Annotated in this window: 20 protein-coding genes; all 20 read right to left on the bottom strand. The window is 70.8% G+C overall.

All coding sequences use genetic code 11. The annotated features are described in order from the left end of the window. Positions 1-3 precede the first annotated feature (3 nt). Entirely contained in the window at positions 4-552 is a 549-nt protein-coding gene (locus EBE87_RS10350; protein ID WP_120637631.1) for a TRAP transporter small permease subunit, read from the bottom strand. Positions 553-622: 70 nt separating this feature from the next. Further along, on the bottom strand, positions 623-1,726 hold the full coding sequence (locus tag EBE87_RS10345) for a TRAP transporter substrate-binding protein (RefSeq protein ID WP_120637630.1): 1,104 nt from the start codon (positions 1,724-1,726) through the stop codon (positions 623-625). 99 nt (positions 1,727-1,825) lie between these two features. Continuing rightward, entirely contained in the window at positions 1,826-2,407 is a 582-nt protein-coding gene (locus EBE87_RS10340; protein WP_147426000.1) for a hypothetical protein, read from the bottom strand. Between the two features lie 24 nt (positions 2,408-2,431). Next, on the bottom strand, positions 2,432-3,757 hold the full coding sequence (locus EBE87_RS10335; RefSeq protein ID WP_120637628.1) for an NAD(P)/FAD-dependent oxidoreductase: 1,326 nt from the start codon (positions 3,755-3,757) through the stop codon (positions 2,432-2,434). 76 nt (positions 3,758-3,833) lie between these two features. Beyond that, positions 3,834-4,553 (bottom strand): 3-oxoacyl-ACP reductase FabG, encoded by a 720-nt coding sequence (gene fabG, locus EBE87_RS10330; RefSeq protein WP_120637627.1) that lies wholly within the window; start codon positions 4,551-4,553, stop codon positions 3,834-3,836. Beyond that, positions 4,550-4,993 carry a hydroxymyristoyl-ACP dehydratase gene (locus EBE87_RS10325; protein ID WP_120637626.1) on the bottom strand — a complete coding sequence of 148 codons (444 nt, stop codon included), beginning with the start codon at positions 4,991-4,993 and terminating at the stop codon, positions 4,550-4,552. Before EBE87_RS10325 ends, fabG begins: the two co-directional genes overlap by 4 nt. Next, the gene (locus EBE87_RS10320) at positions 4,987-5,781 is read right to left on the bottom strand and encodes a beta-ketoacyl synthase chain length factor (RefSeq protein ID WP_120637625.1); all 795 of its coding nucleotides are present in this window, start codon (positions 5,779-5,781) and stop codon (positions 4,987-4,989) included. Before EBE87_RS10320 ends, EBE87_RS10325 begins: the two co-directional genes overlap by 7 nt. Then, positions 5,778-6,977 (bottom strand): beta-ketoacyl-[acyl-carrier-protein] synthase family protein, encoded by a 1,200-nt coding sequence (locus EBE87_RS10315; RefSeq protein WP_120637624.1) that lies wholly within the window; start codon positions 6,975-6,977, stop codon positions 5,778-5,780. Before EBE87_RS10315 ends, EBE87_RS10320 begins: the two co-directional genes overlap by 4 nt. A gap of 8 nt (positions 6,978-6,985) precedes the next feature. Continuing rightward, complete coding sequence (locus EBE87_RS10310) at positions 6,986-9,337, bottom strand: MMPL family transporter (protein ID WP_120637623.1); 2,352 nt, start codon at positions 9,335-9,337, stop codon at positions 6,986-6,988. Next, the gene (locus tag EBE87_RS10305; RefSeq protein WP_120637622.1) at positions 9,334-9,903 is read right to left on the bottom strand and encodes a LolA family protein; all 570 of its coding nucleotides are present in this window, start codon (positions 9,901-9,903) and stop codon (positions 9,334-9,336) included. The genes EBE87_RS10310 and EBE87_RS10305 overlap by 4 nt, the downstream gene beginning before the upstream one ends. After that, a complete protein-coding gene (locus EBE87_RS10300) occupies positions 9,900-10,793 on the bottom strand; it encodes an LpxL/LpxP family acyltransferase (RefSeq protein ID WP_120637621.1) in 894 nt (297 codons plus the stop codon). Before EBE87_RS10300 ends, EBE87_RS10305 begins: the two co-directional genes overlap by 4 nt. Beyond that, positions 10,790-11,077 (bottom strand): hypothetical protein, encoded by a 288-nt coding sequence (locus EBE87_RS10295; RefSeq protein WP_120637655.1) that lies wholly within the window; start codon positions 11,075-11,077, stop codon positions 10,790-10,792. Before EBE87_RS10295 ends, EBE87_RS10300 begins: the two co-directional genes overlap by 4 nt. A 2-nt stretch (positions 11,078-11,079) precedes the next feature. Continuing rightward, on the bottom strand, positions 11,080-12,429 hold the full coding sequence (locus tag EBE87_RS10290; protein ID WP_120637620.1) for an AMP-binding protein: 1,350 nt from the start codon (positions 12,427-12,429) through the stop codon (positions 11,080-11,082). Next, positions 12,422-13,060, bottom strand: a complete 639-nt coding sequence (locus EBE87_RS10285) for a hypothetical protein (protein WP_147465026.1) — start codon at positions 13,058-13,060, stop codon at positions 12,422-12,424. Before EBE87_RS10285 ends, EBE87_RS10290 begins: the two co-directional genes overlap by 8 nt. 23 nt (positions 13,061-13,083) lie before the next feature. Next, entirely contained in the window at positions 13,084-13,350 is a 267-nt protein-coding gene (locus EBE87_RS10280) for a phosphopantetheine-binding protein (protein WP_120636804.1), read from the bottom strand. Between the two features lie 60 nt (positions 13,351-13,410). Continuing rightward, on the bottom strand, positions 13,411-14,646 hold the full coding sequence (locus EBE87_RS10275; protein WP_120636803.1) for a cation:proton antiporter: 1,236 nt from the start codon (positions 14,644-14,646) through the stop codon (positions 13,411-13,413). A gap of 13 nt (positions 14,647-14,659) precedes the next feature. Continuing rightward, positions 14,660-15,523: a MipA/OmpV family protein gene (locus EBE87_RS10270; protein ID WP_158600808.1), complete on the bottom strand. Its 864-nt coding sequence runs from the start codon at positions 15,521-15,523 to the stop codon at positions 14,660-14,662. Beyond that, complete coding sequence (locus EBE87_RS10265) at positions 15,520-16,221, bottom strand: methyltransferase domain-containing protein (RefSeq protein WP_120636801.1); 702 nt, start codon at positions 16,219-16,221, stop codon at positions 15,520-15,522. The genes EBE87_RS10270 and EBE87_RS10265 overlap by 4 nt, the downstream gene beginning before the upstream one ends. A gap of 74 nt (positions 16,222-16,295) precedes the next feature. After that, entirely contained in the window at positions 16,296-17,099 is an 804-nt protein-coding gene (locus EBE87_RS10260) for a polysaccharide deacetylase family protein (protein ID WP_120636800.1), read from the bottom strand. A gap of 4 nt (positions 17,100-17,103) precedes the next feature. Beyond that, positions 17,104-17,862, bottom strand: coding sequence for a class I SAM-dependent methyltransferase (locus EBE87_RS10255; protein ID WP_120636799.1), 759 nt, complete (start codon positions 17,860-17,862; stop codon positions 17,104-17,106). Positions 17,863-17,881 lie beyond the last annotated feature (19 nt).

Below are 17,881 nucleotides of genomic sequence, written 5' to 3'. Positions count from 1 at the left end.
TTCTTATTGCTCGGGACGCACGTATTCGACCACCACCTCGCCCGCCGGCTGGATGCCGCGGAGCAGGGCGATGCGCTTGATCAGTTCCGCCAGTCCTTGCAGGACCAGCAGCAGGAAGCCCAGTGGCAGGAGCAGCTTCACCGGCCAGCGCAGCAGACCGCCGGCATTGGAGGATTGCTCATGGCGGATGAAGGCATCGAGGAAGAAGGGCCAGGTCATCCAGGTCAGCAGGATCATGGCGGGCAGCAGGAAGAAGATGATGCCGAAGACATCGACCCATAGCTTCCCACGCGTGCCGAGGCTGCCATAGACCAGATCGACCCGCACATGCTCGTTGCGCACCAGCGTGTAGGAGGCGCCCAGCATGACGATGCCGGCGAAGAGATACCACTGCACTTCCAGCCAGGCATTGGAGCTGTAGTTCAGCGTGTAGCGCATCATCGCATTGCCGGCACTGATGGCGCAGGAGAGCAGCACCATCCAATCGGCTATCCAGCCGAAGGCACCGCTGACCTTATCCATCGCACGGCTATAGGCCAGAAAGGGACCCATCCGGCGGTTTCCTCCTCGAACTGGTATTCAGGGCAGGCAGGCGCCGTGCGGCCGCACGACGCCGCCGGCATCAGCGCCGCTGCTGCTGTTCCTGCCCATACATGAAATAGGCGAACTGGTCGAAGCTGTATTCGGTCACGCGGAACCAACCGTATTCGTTGTCCCGGAAGGCCTTCCAGTGCTCGTAGACCTTCTTGAACTTGGGGTTCTCGGCCGAGATCTCGTCATAAAGCTCGAAGGCCGCCTTGTAGCAGGCCTGCATCACCTCCCGCGGGAAGGGGCGCAGCTGCGTGCCGGCCGCGACCAAGCGGCGCAGCGCAGCGGGGTTCTGCACGTCGTACTTGGCCATGGTCTCGATGGTGGAGTCGCGGCAGGCGCTTTCCAGCACCTCCCGGTAGAGCGGCGGCAGCTCCTCCATCTTGGCCTTGTTGACGTAGAGGGAGAGGTTCAGCGAACCTTCCCAAAAGCCCGGGTAATAATAGAAAGGCGCAACGCGGTTGAAGCCCAGCTTCTCGTCGTCATAGGGCCCGACCCATTCGGCGGCATCGATGGTGCCCTTCTCCAGCGCCGGATAGATGTCGCCGCCCGCGATCTGCTGCGGAATGACGCCGAGCTTCTGCATCATGCTGCCGGCGATGCCGGCAATGCGGAACTTCAGCCCGTTGAGGTCCGCGACCGTCTTGATTTCCTTGCGGAACCAGCCCCCCATCTGTGCGCCGGTATTGCCGGCCGGGATGGAGACGATGTTGTAGCCTTCGAAGAACTCCCTCAACACCTCGCGCCCGCCACCCTGGATCAGCCAGGCATTTGTGTGCCGCGTGTTCAGGCCGAAGGGCACGGCGCCGTCGAAGGCGAAGGTCGGGTCCTTGCCGGTGAAGTAATAGGAGGCGGTATGGGCACATTCCACCGTGCCGTTCTGCACCGCATCGGCCACCTGCAGGCCGGGTACCAGCTCGCCCGCCGGGAAGGCGCGGATCTGGAACTTGTTGTCCGTCAGGGCGGCCACACGCTTCGCCACATGGTCGCCGGCGCCGAAGATGGTGTCGAGCGAGCGGGGAAAGCTGCTGGCCATGCGCCAGCGGATCTCCGGCGCGGTTTGCGCAATGGCCGGGGCGGCCAGCGCGGTGGCGGTGCCCGCCAGGGCACTACCAGCCAAAAAGCGGCGGCTGATCATTCCTGTTCTGCTCCTCCTGGAGTCCCGGCGGCATTGATGCCGTCCCTGACGCCAGTGTGATGCGGAACAGCGCCGCTGTCACTTGTCTTGTCAAAACGTTTAACGCAGCGCGGCGGCGAATTCCGGCTTGTCCAGGATACGGTCGATGGCTTGGCTCATCGTGCTCAGCGCGATGCCTCGCAGATCTTCCACAGAGCCGAAGATGCCTTTCGAGAGCGTGATCATGCTGCCGCCAACCTGATAGGCGCGTTCCCGAGCCGTCAGAACCGGGGCATTGCTGCTGGTCGTTAACGTCACCATGAATTCAGCGGTGGCTTCCCGCCGGCTATATTGATTGGCATCGAATTGCAGAATGGTCACGTTCAGCAGGTAGCGTGGCGCGGCCGGAGCCAGCATGCCCCGGGCAGCCAGTGCATCGGTGTAGGCCTGCCGCACCACCTCGGTTGCGGGCGTCGACGCCTCAAGCCGCTTCATCGGAATACCGAAGCCATCGCGGATCGTGCCGATCCAATAGGGGTTCTCCCGTCCGTCCTGCCGCTGATCCGTCACGGACCCTATTGCCACCATAGGACGTGACACTGCGGCCGGCCTCACGGTCGGCGCGTAGGTCATCGGCATCTGAGTCGTGCCGCAGGCGGCAAGTCCAAGGCACAATAACGACAGCGCGAGCACGCGGCGCATCGGCAGGTTCTCCGTGAGGGGTGTTCAGGCAGGCAGCGGAGCAGACTCCACTTTCCGCAATGTGCCGCCGCGCAGGCGGTAGCCCAGGCGGTGCGCCACGGAGAGCACCCCATAGGTCGCTTTGAAGGCCAGCACCGGCAGTTGCCGGTTGGTATTGGCGTGCACGTCCCCGGCCAGCAGGCTGACCAGCCCATCCCGCATGCGGAAGCGGTTGCTGGGCTGCATGAACATGTCCCGCAGCACCGGGCGGTTGATGCGGTAGATCAGCCAGGACATGGAGGCGATGGCCCGCTTCACCTTGCGCTCGAAGGTCCGCATCAGCGGCGCGGCGCGGGCGGGGTCGTCCAGCCAGGCATCCACCGCCTCGGCGCCCAGCTCGGCGCTGGCCATGGCCAGCATGACACCGGAGGAAAACACCGGGTCGATGAAGGCGAAGGCATCGCCCACCATCATCCAGCCCTCTCCCACCATCTCGGTGGCGCGGTAGGAGTAGTTACCGGTGGTAGTGACAGGGGAGACCAGTTCCGCCTGCTCCATGCGCTCACGGATCGAGGGACTCTGGCGCAGGCTCTCCATCAGGAAGGGCTCGAAGGCGCCCTTGCGGGTCTTGAAGAATTCCGGCGTGCTGACGATGCCGACGCTGGTGATGCCGCCGGGCAGCGGGATCATCCAGCACCAGCCCTGCGGCAGCAGGTGGATAGTGATATTGCCCTCGTGGCAGCCTTCGCAGGGCGTCACGCCGCGGAAGTGGCCATAGAGCGCGGCGGTGTTGTTGTGCGGGTTGCGCTGCTTGCCACCCTGCTGCCCCGCCAGCAGCGTATCCCGCCCCGAGGCATCGATCACGAAGCGTGCCAGCCAAGTGCGGGTGGCGCCGGAGGCATCGCGCGCCGTGACGCGGGAGCCATGCACCGGGTCCAGCGCCACGTCCAGCACGCGGGTGCCCTCATGCGTCTCGGCGCCGCGCGCCGCCGCGTTGCGGAACAGCAGCTCATCGAACTCGGCGCGCTTCACCTGGTAGCTGTGGGTGTAGTTCTTGTTGATGCCATCGGCGAAGGAGAAGGAAACCTTCGCCCCATGCTCGTCTGAGATGAAGGAAGCGCCGGGCTTGAAGACGCCCAGCGCCTGGACCTGCTCCGCCACGCCCAGCTTCTCGAAGATCCGCAGGTTCTGCGGCAGCAGGGATTCACCGATATGGAAGCGCGGATGCACCTCCTTCTCCAGCATCACCACCTTGCGGCCCTGGGCGGCCAGCAGTGCGGCGGCGGTGGAGCCGGCGGGGCCGCCGCCCACGATCAGCACATCGCAGCGTTCCGCCAGGATTCCGGCGTCGGAGATGGAGTCGAGCGGCATCGGTTCCTCATCCAGAACGACACCGCCTGTTTAGCAGCAACCCCGCCGACGGCAACAGGGCCGAAACGCGACAGGCTCACGCCATCCCGCCATTGATGGAAATGGTCTGCCCGGTGATGTAGCCGGCCTGTTCGGAGGCCAGGAAGCCAACCAGATCAGCCACTTCCTCTGGCCGCCCGGCGCGGCGGGCGGGCACCATCCTCGCGATCTGCTCCCTGGTCATCACCGCCGCCACGGCGGGGCTCTCGATCACGCCCGGCGCCACCACATTGGCCGTGACGCCGCGCGGCGCGCATTCCAGAGAGAGCGAGCGGATCGCGCCGCCCAGCCCCGCCTTGGCGGCCGCGTAATTCGCCTGCCCCCGGTTGCCCATGATGGCCGAGACGGAGGAGATGGCGATGATCCGCCCCCAGCGCGTGCCGATCATCGGCAGCAGCAGCGGCTGCGCCACATGGAAGAAGCCGTTCAGCGAGACGTCGATGACGCCGTGCCACTGCGCCGCCGTCATGCCGGCCATGGGCGCGTCGTCATGCGTGCCGGCGTTATGGACCAGCACCTGCACCGGGCCGGCTTCCAGCAACTGGTTCAGCGCGGCCTCGCAAGTGGCGGCATTGGTCAGGTCGAACTGCACCGCCTCGGCGCTGCCGCCACTCTCGCGGATCTCATGCGCCAGGGCGCGGGCACGGTCGATATTGGCATTGGCATGCAGGATGACATGCAGCCCATCCGCCACCAGGCGGCTGGCGATGGCGGCGCCGATCAGGCTGCCGCCGCCGGTGACAAGCGCGCGCTTCATGCTTCCCCCTGCGGCAGGATGATGGCGGCCTGGCCGGACAACAGCACCCTGCCCCCGCCCGAGACCTCGAAGGCATAGACAAAGGACCGCGCTTCCCGCGCCAGGGCCGTGGCCTGCACCGCCAGATCCTCCACCACGTCGTCCAGCCGCGCGGCGCCGAGCGTCAGGTTGCGCAGGCTGGCGAGATAGCCCGGCGGCTGCGGCCCCTCGCCCCCTGTCAGCGCACCATGCACCGCCATGGCCTGCAGCGCGTATTCCACGCCGCAGACCGCCGGCAGCATCCCGTCCCGCCGCAGCGGATTGCCGGCATCGCGGTGGGAGGTGGCGGCGCAGCGGATGCTCTCCGCATCCCAGCCCAGGACCCGGCCCAGCAGGCACATGCTGCCGGCATGCGGCACCAGGGCCGCGATCGCCTCATGCTCCAGCGGCGGCGTCAGCATGGTGAAACCTCGACCTCCAGCCGCGCATCATCCAGCAGCGGCCAGACCAGGCTGGCGGCGCCGCCAGCCGCCAGGGCGGCCAGCAGCGGCAGGGAACGGGCGGCCGGATTGCCTTCCGCCAGCTTCTGCCAAGGAGATGGCGCGGCGGGCGCGCCACCGGGCAGGTGCCGCAGGGTCAGCGCGGCGCGGGTGGCGGGGGTGGGTTCCGGCGTCAGCACGCAGGCCATGGCGAAGGGAAAGGCCGTGGGATGCATCGGCGCCAGCGGCCCGGCCAGGGGCGCGTCATAGGCGCAGAAGAGCACCGGCACGCCGCGGCCCGCCACCTGCACCGCCGCCTGCAACAGGCCGAGGGCGAAGCTGTCCTGGTGGCAGCCGATGCTGATGGAAGGCTTGGTGGAATGCGCGCCGATGCCCCAATAGCCCGCCGCCGCATTGTGCACGGAGTTGTGGAACTGGGTGGGCGAGACCTCGCCATCCGGCGCCGCCAGGCTGTCCAGGATGGCGCCGACCACCGCGCCATCCCCGTTGGAACTGGCGAAGACCGTCTCAAGCGCCTCCGGCGCGACACCGGCGGCCTCCACGGCACCCGAGGCCGCCGCCAGGGCCAAGCGCACCACCAGGCTGGTGCGACGGCGTTCGGTGGGCGCCAGCATGGCGGGCGGCGGCACGACCGGCGGCGCCTCCTGCCACGGCACCCGGCCCGCCAGCACGGGCTTGGATTCCGCCCAGCACGGCAGGCCCGGGCCCAGCAGCGCCAGGCCGCCGATATGGCAATGCACGCCGCTCACGCCGCGTGGCCCAGGACCAAGCTGCAATTGCTGCCGCCGAAGCCGAATGAATTGCTCAGCACCCGGCGCAGCGGCGCCCGGCGGTTCTCAACAGCCACATCCGCCTGGAACTCCGGGTCCACGCGCTCCACGCCCAGGCAACCCGGCACCAGCCCGTCCTGCAGGCAGAGCGCGGCCACCACCGCCTCCAGCGCGCCGGAAGCGCCGAGCGTATGCCCGGTCCAGCCCTTGGTGGAGGAACAGGGCACGGCATTGCCGAAGAGATGCGACACCGCCCGGTCCTCCATGGCGTCATTGGCGCGGGTGCCGGTGCCGTGCAGGTTGATGTAGTCGATCTGCGCGGCATCCAGTTGCGCCGCGTCCAGCGCCGCCCGCATGGCCGATACGGCGCCCAGCCCCTCCGGATGCGGCGAGGACATGTGGTGCCCGTCGCTGCTGGCGCCGGCGCCGAGCAGTTGCACCGCATCAGGCGCCGCGTCCTGCGGGCGGGTCAACAGAACGAAGGCGGCGGCCTCCCCCACCGTGATGCCGTCCCGGTCGGCGGCGCAGGGGCGGGTCGGGCCCGGCGCCAGGAGGGCCAGCGAGCCGAAGCCCTCCACCGTCATGCGGCAAAGCGTATCCACCCCACCTACCACCGCCGCGTCGCAGAGCCCGGCGGAGATCATGGTGGCGGCCTCCAGGAAGGCGCGGGCGCCGGAGGTGCAGGCGGTGGAAATGGTCAGCGCCGGCCCCGCCAGCCCCAGCCGCGCCCGCACGTAGCGCGGCAGCGAAAACAGGTCATGCGTGGCGGCGAAGTCGAAATCCTCCGGCAGCTCGAAGCTGCCCTCGGGGCGGCGGCGATAAGCGGCCTCGGTTTCCGCGATGCCGGAGGTGCTGGTGCCCATGACCACGGCGATGCGCGTGGCGCCCAGCCGTTCCCGCGCCTCCGCCACGGCGGCGAGAAAGCCGTCCTGCAACAGGGCCATCTCGGCCAGCCGGTTGTTGCGGCAGTTGTAGCGCGCCAGTTCCGGCGGCAGCGCCACCGAATCCACCCCTTCCACACGGCCGACAAAGGCGGCGGGCCGGTCCTCGGGGCTGGCGGGCCGCAGCCCGCCCAGGCGTTCATGCAGAGCCCGGCGCGTGGCGGCGATGCCGGTGCCCATCGCGCTGACGGCCGTGACGGCGGAAAGCGCCAGGGGAGTGAAAGAAGTTGGCATGTCCGATTTCAGTTGGGCATCTTTTCAGAAGCCGCCAGGGCGGATGGCGGCGAAAGGGCGAGGGCCAGCAGGAAGGCGCTGCTGACGCCGATGGCGACCGTCAGCCCGATGCCGCGCAGCACCGGGGTGGCGCAGAAGGCCAGCAGGCCAAAGGTCAGCAAGGTGGTCATGGTGCAATTGAACACGGCGCCCAGGGTGCGGTCGGCTTCCTCGGCCCCTTGCCGCGCAGCGCTGCCGAAGAAGAGCGCATAATCCATTCCGACCCCCGCCGCCAGCAACAGCGCCGCGAGATGAAAGGGCGTCAGCCGCTGGCCCAGCAGCGCCAGGGCGGCCACCGTCACCAGCAGGGCTCCGGCGATCGGCGCCGCGGTCCAGAGCGCCGCCGGCAGGCCGCGCCAGCCGCGCCGCAGCCCCACCGCCAGCAGCAGCAGCACCGCGAGGCCGCCCAGCCCGCACCAAAGCAGCGCCTGCCGCGTGGCCAGGGTCACCACGCCCTGCGTTTCCGCCTTCACGTCCACCCAGAGGATGCCGGGATCGTCCAGCCCCGCCAGCGCGGCACGGAGGGCGCCGATGTCGCGCAAGTCCTGCGGGATCACCAGCCCCTGCCAGCCATCCCCACGCGGCGAGAGCAAGGGGTCCAGCCGGGCCGCCAGGATGGGCAGGCGCGGCAGGCCCTCCACCGTCAGCACCGGCAGGGTGCGGCTTTCCGCCAGGCTGTCCAGGAAGCGGTTGAAGGCTTCCGGCCGGAAGGGCAGCCCGGCAGAGGCCTCCTGCAGCCTGGGGCGCATGATGTCCGCCGAAGGCAGGGCGGCCTGCCGGGCGCGCTGGGTGGCGGCGCTGGGCAGATAGCGGGCGGGGCTGTCGAAGCCACCCAACTGGCCACGGGCGACCAGAGGCTGCAGCGCCTGCTCCACCGCCTCGGCCTTCCGCAGCACGGCTTCGGCATCCGGGCCGGCCAGGGCGACGATGCCACGCACATCCGGGGCGCCGAGCTGGCCGCGCAGTTCCTCATCCAGCCGCAATTGCGCCGGCGGCACGGGGCTGAGGCGGGCGAGGTCGTCCTCCCAGCGCGGGCCGCCGAGCGCCAGCAGCACCAGCGCCGCCAGCGGCACCACCAGGGCGAGCCAGCGCCAGCCCCGCACCGCGCCCAGCCCCCGGGCCAGCGCGCGGGGCAAGGGCCTTGGCACCAGAGCAGTGCCCGGCAGCAGCCAGGGCAGCAGCCCCGCCGTGACCACCACGCCGACCAGCAGGCCCGCAGCCCCGAAAAGGCCCAGTTGCGCCAGGATGGGAAAGCCAGAAAGCATCATGCCGGTCAGACCCAGGGCGGCGGCGCCGGCGGCCAGCCGCAGGGTAGGCCAGATGCGGCGGGCCGTGTCGCGCAGGCTTTCCGCCGGCCGGCGCTGCGTGATCAACAGCAGGGGGTAATCCACCACCACGCCCAGCATGGTCATGCCGAAGCCAAGGGCGGCGCCATGCACCGCGCCGAAGCCGAGCCCCACCGCCGCCACCCCCGCCAGCGTGCCCGCCCCCAGCGGCACCGCCACGGCGAAGAGCATCAGCAGCGAACGGTAGCGCAGCCACAGGAAGCCCAGGATCAGCAGGCCGGACAGGATGGAGATCATCTCCACATCGGCACGGATGGCGGCGGCGGCCTCGGCCCCGAAGACGCCAGGGCCGCTCAGCAATAACCGCGCATCGCCAGGGCTGGCGGCGGCGAAGGCGGCCTGGAAGGTGGCGACGGCGGCAGCCTGGGCCTCGGTGTCCAGACCGGAAGCGCGGCTGCGGGCCACGATCAGCGCACGGGGCGGGCTGGCGCCTTCCGCGAACCAGGCGCCAGCGCGCAACTGCACCCGGCTCTGCCCCAGCCAGCCGCGCAGCAGGTCGAAGAATGCGCCGGTCGGATCGGCGAAGCCGAAGCGCGCCAGCAGCGGCGAGGCGGCGGAGCGCAGCCCTTCCAGCAGGCCGGAAAGCTTGCCCTTCAGTCCCGCCGCCTCGAAGCTCGCCGGGTCGGCGGGTGAGAGCAGATAGCGGTACTGGAAGATCAGGTCCCTCTCGGTCTCGGAGAGGTCGAGGCTGCCATTGCCGACGAAGCTGAACTGCCCCGACTCCCGCAGCCGGTCGCCGACGGCGCGGCTGATGCGGGCCAGCTCCGGCTCCGCCGCGCCCTCGATGCCGGCCAGCAGCAAGGTGGTGGCGGCGCCCGAACGTAGTTCCCGCAGCAGGAATTCGGCGGCGGGGGTGCGGCCGGGCGGCAGCAGGTCGGTCATCTCGGCGCGGATGGGAATGGTGCGGAACAGCCCGACCCCCACCAGCGCCAGCACCAGCAGCGCGCCACCCAGGCGAAGCAGCAGAGGCCTCACGGGCGGGGCGTGATCCGCAGGGTGGTGATGCCGTCATTGCCGCGGGTTTCGACCTGCCGCACGAAGCCGCCGCTGCCATAGATATCGACCCGTTGCAGCGCCACGCGGATGCGGGCGGAGAGCGGTGTCAGCACCATGTGCCAGCCCTCGCCTTCCGGCGAGAAGGAGACCTCGTAATACTGCCGCAGGGTGGCGAGGTCGCCGGCCAGGGTGGCGCGGATCGCCTCGACGAAGGGGCGGATCTCGGGGGACTGGTCCAGGCTCAGCTCCTGCCGGATGCCCTGCGCCGGGCGCGCCAGCAGCAGGCGGTCGCCCTCGACCCGCAGGGTCTCCTCGGCGGGCCAGGTGGTGTGCTTCTCCAGCCGGTCCGGCGCGGTCCAGGACAGGGTGCCGGTGCTGGGCAGCGGCGAGCTGAGCTCGGGGATGGATTTCTGCTCGCTGAATTCGGCAAGGCCCTGCCGCAGACTGGCCAGGTCCCGCATCGTGCCGTCCAGCGTGGCCTGGGCCATGGCCGGGCCAGCCAGGGTGAAACACAGGAGAAAGGCTGCCAGGGGACGGAGCATCATGCGTCCATCTCCTCCCAAAAATCGTAGAAATTGAACCAGTTATAGGGAAAGCGCCGCGCGACCTGCTCGATCCGGGCGGCGTAGCGGGTGGCGACCAGTTCCAGCTGCGCCTGCCGGTCCCGGCGGTCAATGGTGATGCGGTCCGCGAAGGGCTCGAAATGCACCTCGTAGCGGCGGCGCCCGGTCCAGACGCCGAAAGCGATCATCACCGGTGCCCCCAGCACGCCGGCCAGGATATGCGGCCCCAGCGGAAAGGCCGCAGGGTCGCCCAGGAAGGGGACGCGCGTGACCTTGCCGGTGCCGGGGGTGCGGTCGGCCAGGATGCCCACCAGCCCGCCGCGCTCCAGGCATTCCTTGGCCCTCAGCATCGCGTCCGGCTGGCCGAGCGGAATGATGGCGGCGGCCTGCCTCGGGTCCAGCTCCGCGAAGAAGCTGGCGGATTTGGTGGCGTTCTGCGTGTGCATCAGCGCCACCACCTCCACCGGGCAGCCGGTATCAGCCACGGCATGCATGGCATTGAAACTGCCCAGATGGGCGCCGAGCAGGATGCAGCCTTCCCCGCGCGCGATGCGCTCGTTCAGCAGGTCCAGGCCGAAGACCTTCAGTTCGTAATCCTGGAAGCGGTTGCCCAGCAGGAAGAGCCGGTCCAGCAGTGTCGCCGAAAAGACGAAGAAGGTGCGGAAGATGTCCCGGAGCCCCGGCTCCCGCCCCAGGGCCCGGCGCTGGAACCGCCGCACCGCCTGGCGCTGCCGGGGCGAGGAGAGAAAGAAGTACAGCGCGATCGGCCACAGGAGCGCATAGCCAAAGCCATAGCCCAGCCTGGTGACGATCCAGGCCATCAGCCGCAGGGCGGCGATGCTGCCGCGCTCCTTTTGCCGGGTCCAGATCACGGCGGTGCCAGTTCCACCTCGCCCGAAAGCGCCAGGGCGCCGGCGCAGAGGCAGCGGAAGGCGATGCGGCCGGGGCCGGGCTCGGTCAGGGCGATCTCGACCGGCTGTTCCGGCCCCACGGGCGCGACGAATTTGGCGTGGCGCAGGCGGGCCACCGCGCCGTGCCCCGCCGCCGCGATGGCGCTGAAGACGGCATCCAGTAGCACCACCCCCGGCACCAGCGGGCGCCCGGGGAAATGCCCGGCCAGGCAGGGATGCGCGGCCGGCATGCTGTAGCGGGCCATGTTCATCCGCCGCCCGCCACCGGCTGCCGGCGCAGATCCTCCAGCGCCTGCCGAGTCAGCTTGCCGATGGCATTGCGCGGCAGCGAGGGCACCAGCAGCACCCGGCGGGGCAGGAACACCGCCTCCATCCGCTCTCGCAAGCCGGCCAGGATCGCGGCGGGGTCGCGGCCAGGGGCGACGGCATAGACCATCAGCCGCGCGGCGGGGTTGCTGTCGAGGTCGTCGGGCGCGACGAAGACGCCGTCCTCCACACCCTCCACCTGCATCAACAGCCGGTTCAGGCTGGCCAGCGAGGCGCGCTTGCCGCCCAGCTTCACCATGTCGGCCCGGCGGCCGAGCAGGCGGAAGCGCCGCTCCGGCTGGAATTCCACCGCATCTGCCAGTTGCACCGGGGCGGGCATGCCGGGCACCTCGACCCAGACGGTGTCGCTCTCCCCTTCCCGCCGCAGCTCGACGCCGTCGTACAGGCTCCAGATCTCCCCGGCTCTGGTGCGGCGGCTGGCAACGGAGCCGATCTCGGTGGCGCCGTAGATCTCCAGCACGCGGGTATCCCAGGCCACCTCGCAGGCGGCGGCCAGTTCCGTGGCCAGGGGCGCGGTGGCGGAGATGACCCCCGCCAGTTCCGGCAACGGCTCGCCGGAACCCAGCAGCGCGCGCATCTGCAAGGGCGTGGTGATCAGCACGCGCGGCGCGGGCGCCGCATGCAGCGCCTCGGCCACTTCCACAGGGTAGAAATGCGGCCCGGCATGGCTGGCGGTGACCGCGTGCAGCGGCATGGCCATGGTGGTCTCGAAACCATACATGTGCTGCGGCGGCACGGTGGCCACCAGCGTCGTCACCGCCGGTCCCTGCAGGCCGAAGCGCGCGGCGGCGGCGCGCGTCGCGGCCACCAGCGCCCCCCAGGGCTTGGGGTGCGCCGCCGGCTCCCCCGTGCTGCCGGAGGTGAAGCCGATGATGGCCACCTGTTGCAGCGGGATCTCGGGGTTGGGGCCGTCCTCGCCCCCGCCCTCGGCGGCCACGCGCAGGGCGCCGGGCGGCGCGGCCCAGCCCGGCTCCTCCCCGGCATCGGCCAGCACGTAGCTGTCGGGATAGGCGGCCAGGATCTCGCGCTGCCGCCGCTCGGAACGGTCGGCGGTCAGCAGCATCACATGGCCGCGGCTTAGCGCGGCGGCGAGGCCCAGCAAGGCGTGGTACCGGTCGGCGCAGAGGTTCAGCGCGAAGGGCTTCTCCGGCAGCCGGGCCGCCAGGGCCGCGACATCGGCCAAGAAGCGGCCGACGGTGATGGCCTCGGCGCCACGGCGGAACATCACCTCGCCCCGCGCGCGGTCGGTCAGCGGGGCGGTGTCACGCATGGTGGGCAAGGGTCGCGGCCAGCACGGCGCGCAGGGTGCGGGCCGGGGTGGCGATGCCGAACTGGGGAAAGCGCAGGGTGCGGATCACGTGCTCACCAAGGAAAAAGGCCAGCATGACGGCGGCGGTGAGGCCCAGCACCAGCGGCGCGGCGACCGGGGCGGGGAAAGGCGGCAGGCCCAGCAGCGCGGCCGCGTGCAGCGGCGCCACGGCCAGGAACAGCAGGGTCCAGAGCCAGGTCAGCCCGCGCGTATAGCCGGCGCATTCCGCGAGGCGGGAGCCGGCATCATGGCGGGTATAGCGGCTGATCAGCGGCTCCCGCCCCGGGCGCAGGGTGGCGCCGAAATGCGCGGCCAGCAGCAGGTCGCCGGCCACGGGCAGCAGGCGAGCCAGCAGGGCCATGCGCTCCGGCCAGGCGGCGCAGGCCAGCGCCAGGGCACCGAGCGCCGCCGCCAGGGCCAGCCGGGCACCGAGGCCCAGCCGCCGCCCCAGGGAGAGCGCCACGGCCCCGGCCGCCAGCAGTGCCGCCGGGCCGGGCCGGTCCAGCAACCGCATCGCCAGGGCACCGCCGGCCAGCGGCAGCGCCGGCGCCACATGACGCAGCAGCCGGCCCCAGGGACCGGCCGAAGCCATGCGGGGCGGAACCCCGCCCGGCATCACTTGACCCGGTTCTTGTCGATATGCGCGGAAAGGTTGCGCAGGGAGGCAAAGATCTGGCCGTTGCGCTCATCGTCCGAGCGGAGCTGGAAGCCGTAGCGCTTGGAGACAGCCAGGGCGATTTCCAGCGCGTCGATGGAATCGAGGCCCAGCCCTTCGCCGAACAGGGGCGCTTCCGGGTCGATCTCGGCGGGCGAGACCTCCAGGTGCAGGGCCTCCACGATCAGCTCGGCGACTTCGGCCTCAGTGGCAACAACAGAACTCAACGCGAACCTCCCAGGGGCCGATAACGGTGGCACTATAACCTGTCCCAGCGCATGGGACCATTAACACGAAACAGAACTGATGGCCTTGGTTCTCCGCCGCGCCAGCGCCAGCCGCACCAGGGGCGCCGTTACCAGGGTGCAGAGTACCGCCATGGCCACCAGGGCGGAGAAAATGGAGGGCGCGATCAGCCCGGCATCGAGCAGCACCGCCAGCACCACCACCTCCATCAGCCCCTTGGTCTGCATCAGGGCGCCGAGCGCCAGGGCATTCCGCCAGCTTTCACCGCCGGCACGGGCGGGAATGGCGGTGCCCGCCACCTTGCCCAGCACGGTCGCCGCCGTCACCAACGCCAGCATGCCGAGGAAAGCGCCGGAGCCGGGCTCGATGAAGGCGCGCAGCCCGGTGGAGACGAAGAAGAAGGGCAGCAGCACGGCGGCGGTCAGCGATTCCACCCGCGCCAGCAGCGTGGCGCGCCAGGCGGCGGGCATGGCGACGCCGGCACCGAAGGCACCGATGATCAGGCCGAGGTCGATCGCCTCCGCCACGGCGGCGGAAGCGAAGGCCACGCCCAGGGCGAGGGTCAGCACCATGTCCTCTCCGGGCGCGCGGGCGGCGAGGCGTGCCAGCAGCGGCCGCACCACCAGCGCCATGCCGCCCATCCAGGCCAGGGCCATGGCGGAAACAGCCAGCGAATGCGCGGCACTACCCTGGGCCAGGGCCAGCAGCGCGGCAATGGCCAGCCAGAGCGCCATGTCGTTCAGCGCCGCCAGGGCCAGCGCGGTCTGGCCGAGACGGCCGGTGATCAGCCCCATCTCCTGCAGGATGGCCGCCAGCACCGGCAGGGCGGTGACGGCGACGCAGATGGCGATGGCGGTGGCGAAGCCCACGATATCCGAGCGCGGCCCCATGGCATCCGGCCACAAGGCGGCGATGCAGAATCCGGCTCCCAGCCCCAGCAGCAGCGGCAGGCCCATGCTGCCGGCGGCCATCGGCCCCAGGCGCCGCGCGCTGTCCCGCAGCCCCGCGGTATCCAGGTGCAGGCCGGAGCAGAAGACGTAGAGCGCCACGCCGAGGTTGGAGAGGCCGTTCAGCGCATTGAGCACCCAGGGCGAGAAGAGCGCCGCATGGGCCTCCGGCGCCAGCCGCCCAAAAAGCGTGGGCCCCAGCAGCACGCCGGCCATGATCTGCAGCACCGCCAGCGGCGCCATCCGGCGGACGGCCCGCACCCGCCACAGCAGCCAGGGGCCCAACACCAGCAGCAGCGTCACCAGCAGCAGGGCAACCTTGGGGGTCATGCGCGCGGAAGCCTCAGTCGAAGGGGCTGGCGGTGGAGGCCACCGTGGCCTCCGACCGGTAGAGGGTCCAGGAGAAGCCCAGCGCCAGGCTGAGGTTCCAGTCGCGCCGGAACAGCGGGCTGTCGTCGTTGCGGGCGCCGCTGAAATTCTCCAGCCGCCCGCCCGCCACCATGGCGATCCGCTCCGTCAGCGGCAGGCGGTAGGAGAATTGCAGGCGCGTGCCAAGATAGCCGCCCTTGGCGTTATAGGCCGGGCGATCGGGCAAGGCGTATTGCGGCTGCACCTCGTAGTAATAGTCCATCAGCCGGTTGGTGGCGAAGATGGGCCCGAGGCCGAGCCGCAGCCGGGTGCCGGCACCACCCAGGTTCAACCGCTCCCAGGCCAGTTCGGGGGAAAGGGTGATGCCCCGGTAGTGAATGGAGGACAGGTCGGTGGAGAAGACCGCCCGCACCGGCAGTTCCAGGTTCAGCCGCTGCGGCGTGTCCATGTCCCGCCACAGCGTCAGGCGCAGGGAGGGACCGACCTCGGCCTGCCAGTCCAGGTCCGGCATGCCGCGCCGGGCCTTGTTGTCGTCCGAGCGGCTGGGAAAGGCGCCGGAGAAACTGAGGTCCAGCCCGATGCCTTCGCTGCTGTAGAAGCGGCTACGGACACCACGGTCGTCGCTGCGCAAAATCTCGCCGCGATAGATCACGTAGGGGAAGGCCAGCCCTTGCAGGTGGTTCTGGCCAGCGGCGGGGTAGTCCGGCAGCCAGCCGCCACCACCGCCGATGCCGGCTTCCAGCACCGGCTGGCGTGTCACGGCCGGCTGCGCCAGGGCGGGGCCCGCCAGCGCCATGGCCGCGCAGAGGGTCGGGGCCCAGATCGGTCGGATCGTCACGCCGAACCTTTCTCGGCCAGCAGCAGAACATTGGGCAGGGGCATGCCGCCCCAGCAGGGCGTGATGGATACCCGGAAGCCCGCCTGCTCCAGCACGGCGCGCAGGGCGGGCAGCTTCATGGGCTCGATGGCGGCCCGGCGCAGGTCGCCCCGCCCGGCGCGGTTCAGCCATTCCATGACGAAGCCGCAGCGGGAACGCCAGCCGAGGTCGGGGTCGAAGGCGCGGATCACGATGCGGCGGCGGGCAGCGGCAACCATGCGGTCCAGCAGCGCCCGCTGCGCCGCCAGCGGCAATTGGTAGAGCACATCCACCAGCAGCAGCGTGTCGCAGTCCGGCAGCGGCGCGGTGGCGAGGTCGGCGGCGGTGAAGCGCGCGGGCAGGCCCTCGGCGGCGGCCTGCGCCTCGGCTAGTGCCGGGCCGTTGCGGTCCATTCCCAGCACCGAATCGGCACCGCCGGCCAGCAGCAGCAGCAGCGCCAGTTGCCCGCGCCCGCAGCCCAGGTCGGCCACGGTGCCGAAGCCGCCCAGTTCCACCGCCAGGGTCAGGATGGCCTCCGTCGCCGGGTCCCGCCGCAGCTTGGTGCCGACGTAATGGCGCGTATGGCGCGACGCGCCAGCGTAGCGGGCCGCCACGGCGCCGATCAGCCGCGGCAAGGCGGCTGGCTGCAGAGAAGGGTACGGCACGGCGGCCTCAGGCATCGGCCGGATTATGGAAGGCGGCCAAGGTCACGGCAAGGCGTTGCGCAGCGTTATTGACACGGCCGGGCAACGGTTTACTCCGGCGCGGGCAGCGGCACGCCGCGAAGGCCCTGCCGCCGCAGCCGCTCCAGCAGGGTGGGCAGCACCTGCAGCAGCGGCGGCTGGCCACTGGCATCGGCGCGCCAGGTGCCGTCATGCAGCAGCACCACATCTCCGGCGCCGGCGCGACGCAGCCGGCGCAGGATGGCCCCGGCATCCGACAGCACCGCATCGGCGCTGCGCCAAGTCCAGGAGGCATGGTGCAGCCCCACCCCCGCCAGCACCGGGTCTAGCAGCGGGCTGCGCAGGCCCATGGGCGGGCGGAACCAGCGCGGCTCGGCGCCGGCTTCCCGCAGGCTTTGCTGCGCGCGCAGGATCTGCCGCCGCTGCCCCGCCATGCCGAGGGCGGCGAAGAAGTTCGGGTGGGTGTCGGTGTGGTTCTCGACACGGTGGCCGGCGGCCAGGATGGCGCGCACCAGGTCCGGATGCCGCCGTGCCCGCTCCCCGATCAGGAAGAAGGAGGCGCGGGCGCCGGCCTCGGCCAGCATGGCCAGCACGCGGGGCGTCAGCATGGGGTCGGGGCCGTCATCGAAGGTCAGGGCCACCTCCCCCCGCGCGGCCTGAACATCCGGCAGCCGCCGCAGGTTCGGCCCCAGCAGGGCGCAGCGGGGGATCATGCCGGCCACGGTCAGCGCCGCGTGGTTCAGCGTCACCGCGCCCAGCATCCAGGGCCAGATGGCGGGCATGGCCAGGGTGGCCGCCGCCGCACCCAGATGCAGCCCCGCCGAGGCACGGATGGCGGCCGGGGGAGACCAGCTGCGGGGCCGCCCTGCCGCCATGACCTCAGCGCGTGGCCGTATAAGCGCGGAAGATGCCCAGCGAGGTTTCGCAGCCAACATCGCCGAAGCCGGCGCCGCGCAGGTGGTGCAGGATGGTCTCCGCCGGCACGCAGGCCTCGATCGTGTCCCAGTAATAGGTCATCAGCGTGCCGGCGCGCGGCGCCGCCAGCCGGCACAGCGCCGGCACCACGCCGCCCAGGTAGGCACGGGCCAGCCCATGGGCCAGCCGCCCTTCCGGCCGCCCGATCTCCAGCAGCAGCACGCGGCCGCCGGGGCGCAGCACGCGGTGGAATTCCGCGAAGGCGGCACCGAGGTCGGCCACGTGGCGCAGCGCATAGCCCATGGTCAGCATGTCCAGGCTGCCACTGGGCAGCGGCACCTGCTCCGCCCGCCCCTGCAGCAGCGGCGCGCCGGTGGCGCGGGCCTCGGCCAGCATGCCGGCGCTGGGGTCCAGGCCCATCACGGTGCCGCCGGGGCCGGCCAGGCGCAGCGCCTCCCGCGTCACCAGCCCGGTACCGCAGGCGACATCCAGCACCCGTGCCCCCGGCTTCAGCCCCGCGCGCTTCAGCGCATGGCGGCGGTACCAGGCGCCGGTGCCCAGCGAGAAGACGGTGTTGATGCGGTCGTAATGCGCGGCGGTGTCGTCGAACAGCCGCCGCACGAAGCCGGGCCGCGCTTCCGCGTCACGGTAATAGCCGGTGAGATCCGGGTGCGGCGCCTGTGCCGGCGCGAGCCTGTCCTCGGTCGGAGGGGGAGCGTTCAAAAGGGCAACTCCTGCGCGG

It is taken from the genome of Teichococcus wenyumeiae, assembly GCF_003696345.1.
In the GTDB taxonomy this organism is placed as follows: Bacteria; Pseudomonadota; Alphaproteobacteria; order Acetobacterales; family Acetobacteraceae; genus Pseudoroseomonas; species Pseudoroseomonas wenyumeiae.
Note: the sequence above shows the minus strand (reverse complement) of the source record. Positions and strands in the feature narration are given on the sequence as shown.

What these genes read in the sequence shown, in the direction of transcription:
- EBE87_RS10350 (WP_120637631.1), bottom strand. Translation starts at nt 552, where the DNA reads ATGGGTCCCTTTCTGGCCTATAGCCGTGCGATGGATAAGGTCAGCGGT.
- EBE87_RS10345 (WP_120637630.1), bottom strand. Translation starts at nt 1,726, where the DNA reads ATGATCAGCCGCCGCTTTTTGGCTGGTAGTGCCCTGGCGGGCACCGCC.
- EBE87_RS10340 (WP_147426000.1), bottom strand. Translation starts at nt 2,407, where the DNA reads ATGCGCCGCGTGCTCGCGCTGTCGTTATTGTGCCTTGGACTTGCCGCC.
- EBE87_RS10335 (WP_120637628.1), bottom strand. Translation starts at nt 3,757, where the DNA reads ATGCCGCTCGACTCCATCTCCGACGCCGGAATCCTGGCGGAACGCTGC.
- fabG (WP_120637627.1), bottom strand. Translation starts at nt 4,553, where the DNA reads ATGAAGCGCGCGCTTGTCACCGGCGGCGGCAGCCTGATCGGCGCCGCC.
- EBE87_RS10325 (WP_120637626.1), bottom strand. Translation starts at nt 4,993, where the DNA reads ATGCTGACGCCGCCGCTGGAGCATGAGGCGATCGCGGCCCTGGTGCCG.
- EBE87_RS10315 (WP_120637624.1), bottom strand. Translation starts at nt 6,977, where the DNA reads ATGCCAACTTCTTTCACTCCCCTGGCGCTTTCCGCCGTCACGGCCGTC.
- EBE87_RS10305 (WP_120637622.1), bottom strand. Translation starts at nt 9,903, where the DNA reads ATGATGCTCCGTCCCCTGGCAGCCTTTCTCCTGTGTTTCACCCTGGCT.
- EBE87_RS10295 (WP_120637655.1), bottom strand. Translation starts at nt 11,077, where the DNA reads ATGGCCCGCTACAGCATGCCGGCCGCGCATCCCTGCCTGGCCGGGCAT.
- EBE87_RS10290 (WP_120637620.1), bottom strand. Translation starts at nt 12,429, where the DNA reads ATGCGTGACACCGCCCCGCTGACCGACCGCGCGCGGGGCGAGGTGATG.
- EBE87_RS10285 (WP_147465026.1), bottom strand. Translation starts at nt 13,060, where the DNA reads ATGGCTTCGGCCGGTCCCTGGGGCCGGCTGCTGCGTCATGTGGCGCCG.
- EBE87_RS10275 (WP_120636803.1), bottom strand. Translation starts at nt 14,646, where the DNA reads ATGACCCCCAAGGTTGCCCTGCTGCTGGTGACGCTGCTGCTGGTGTTG.
- EBE87_RS10265 (WP_120636801.1), bottom strand. Translation starts at nt 16,221, where the DNA reads ATGCCTGAGGCCGCCGTGCCGTACCCTTCTCTGCAGCCAGCCGCCTTG.
- EBE87_RS10260 (WP_120636800.1), bottom strand. Translation starts at nt 17,099, where the DNA reads ATGGCGGCAGGGCGGCCCCGCAGCTGGTCTCCCCCGGCCGCCATCCGT.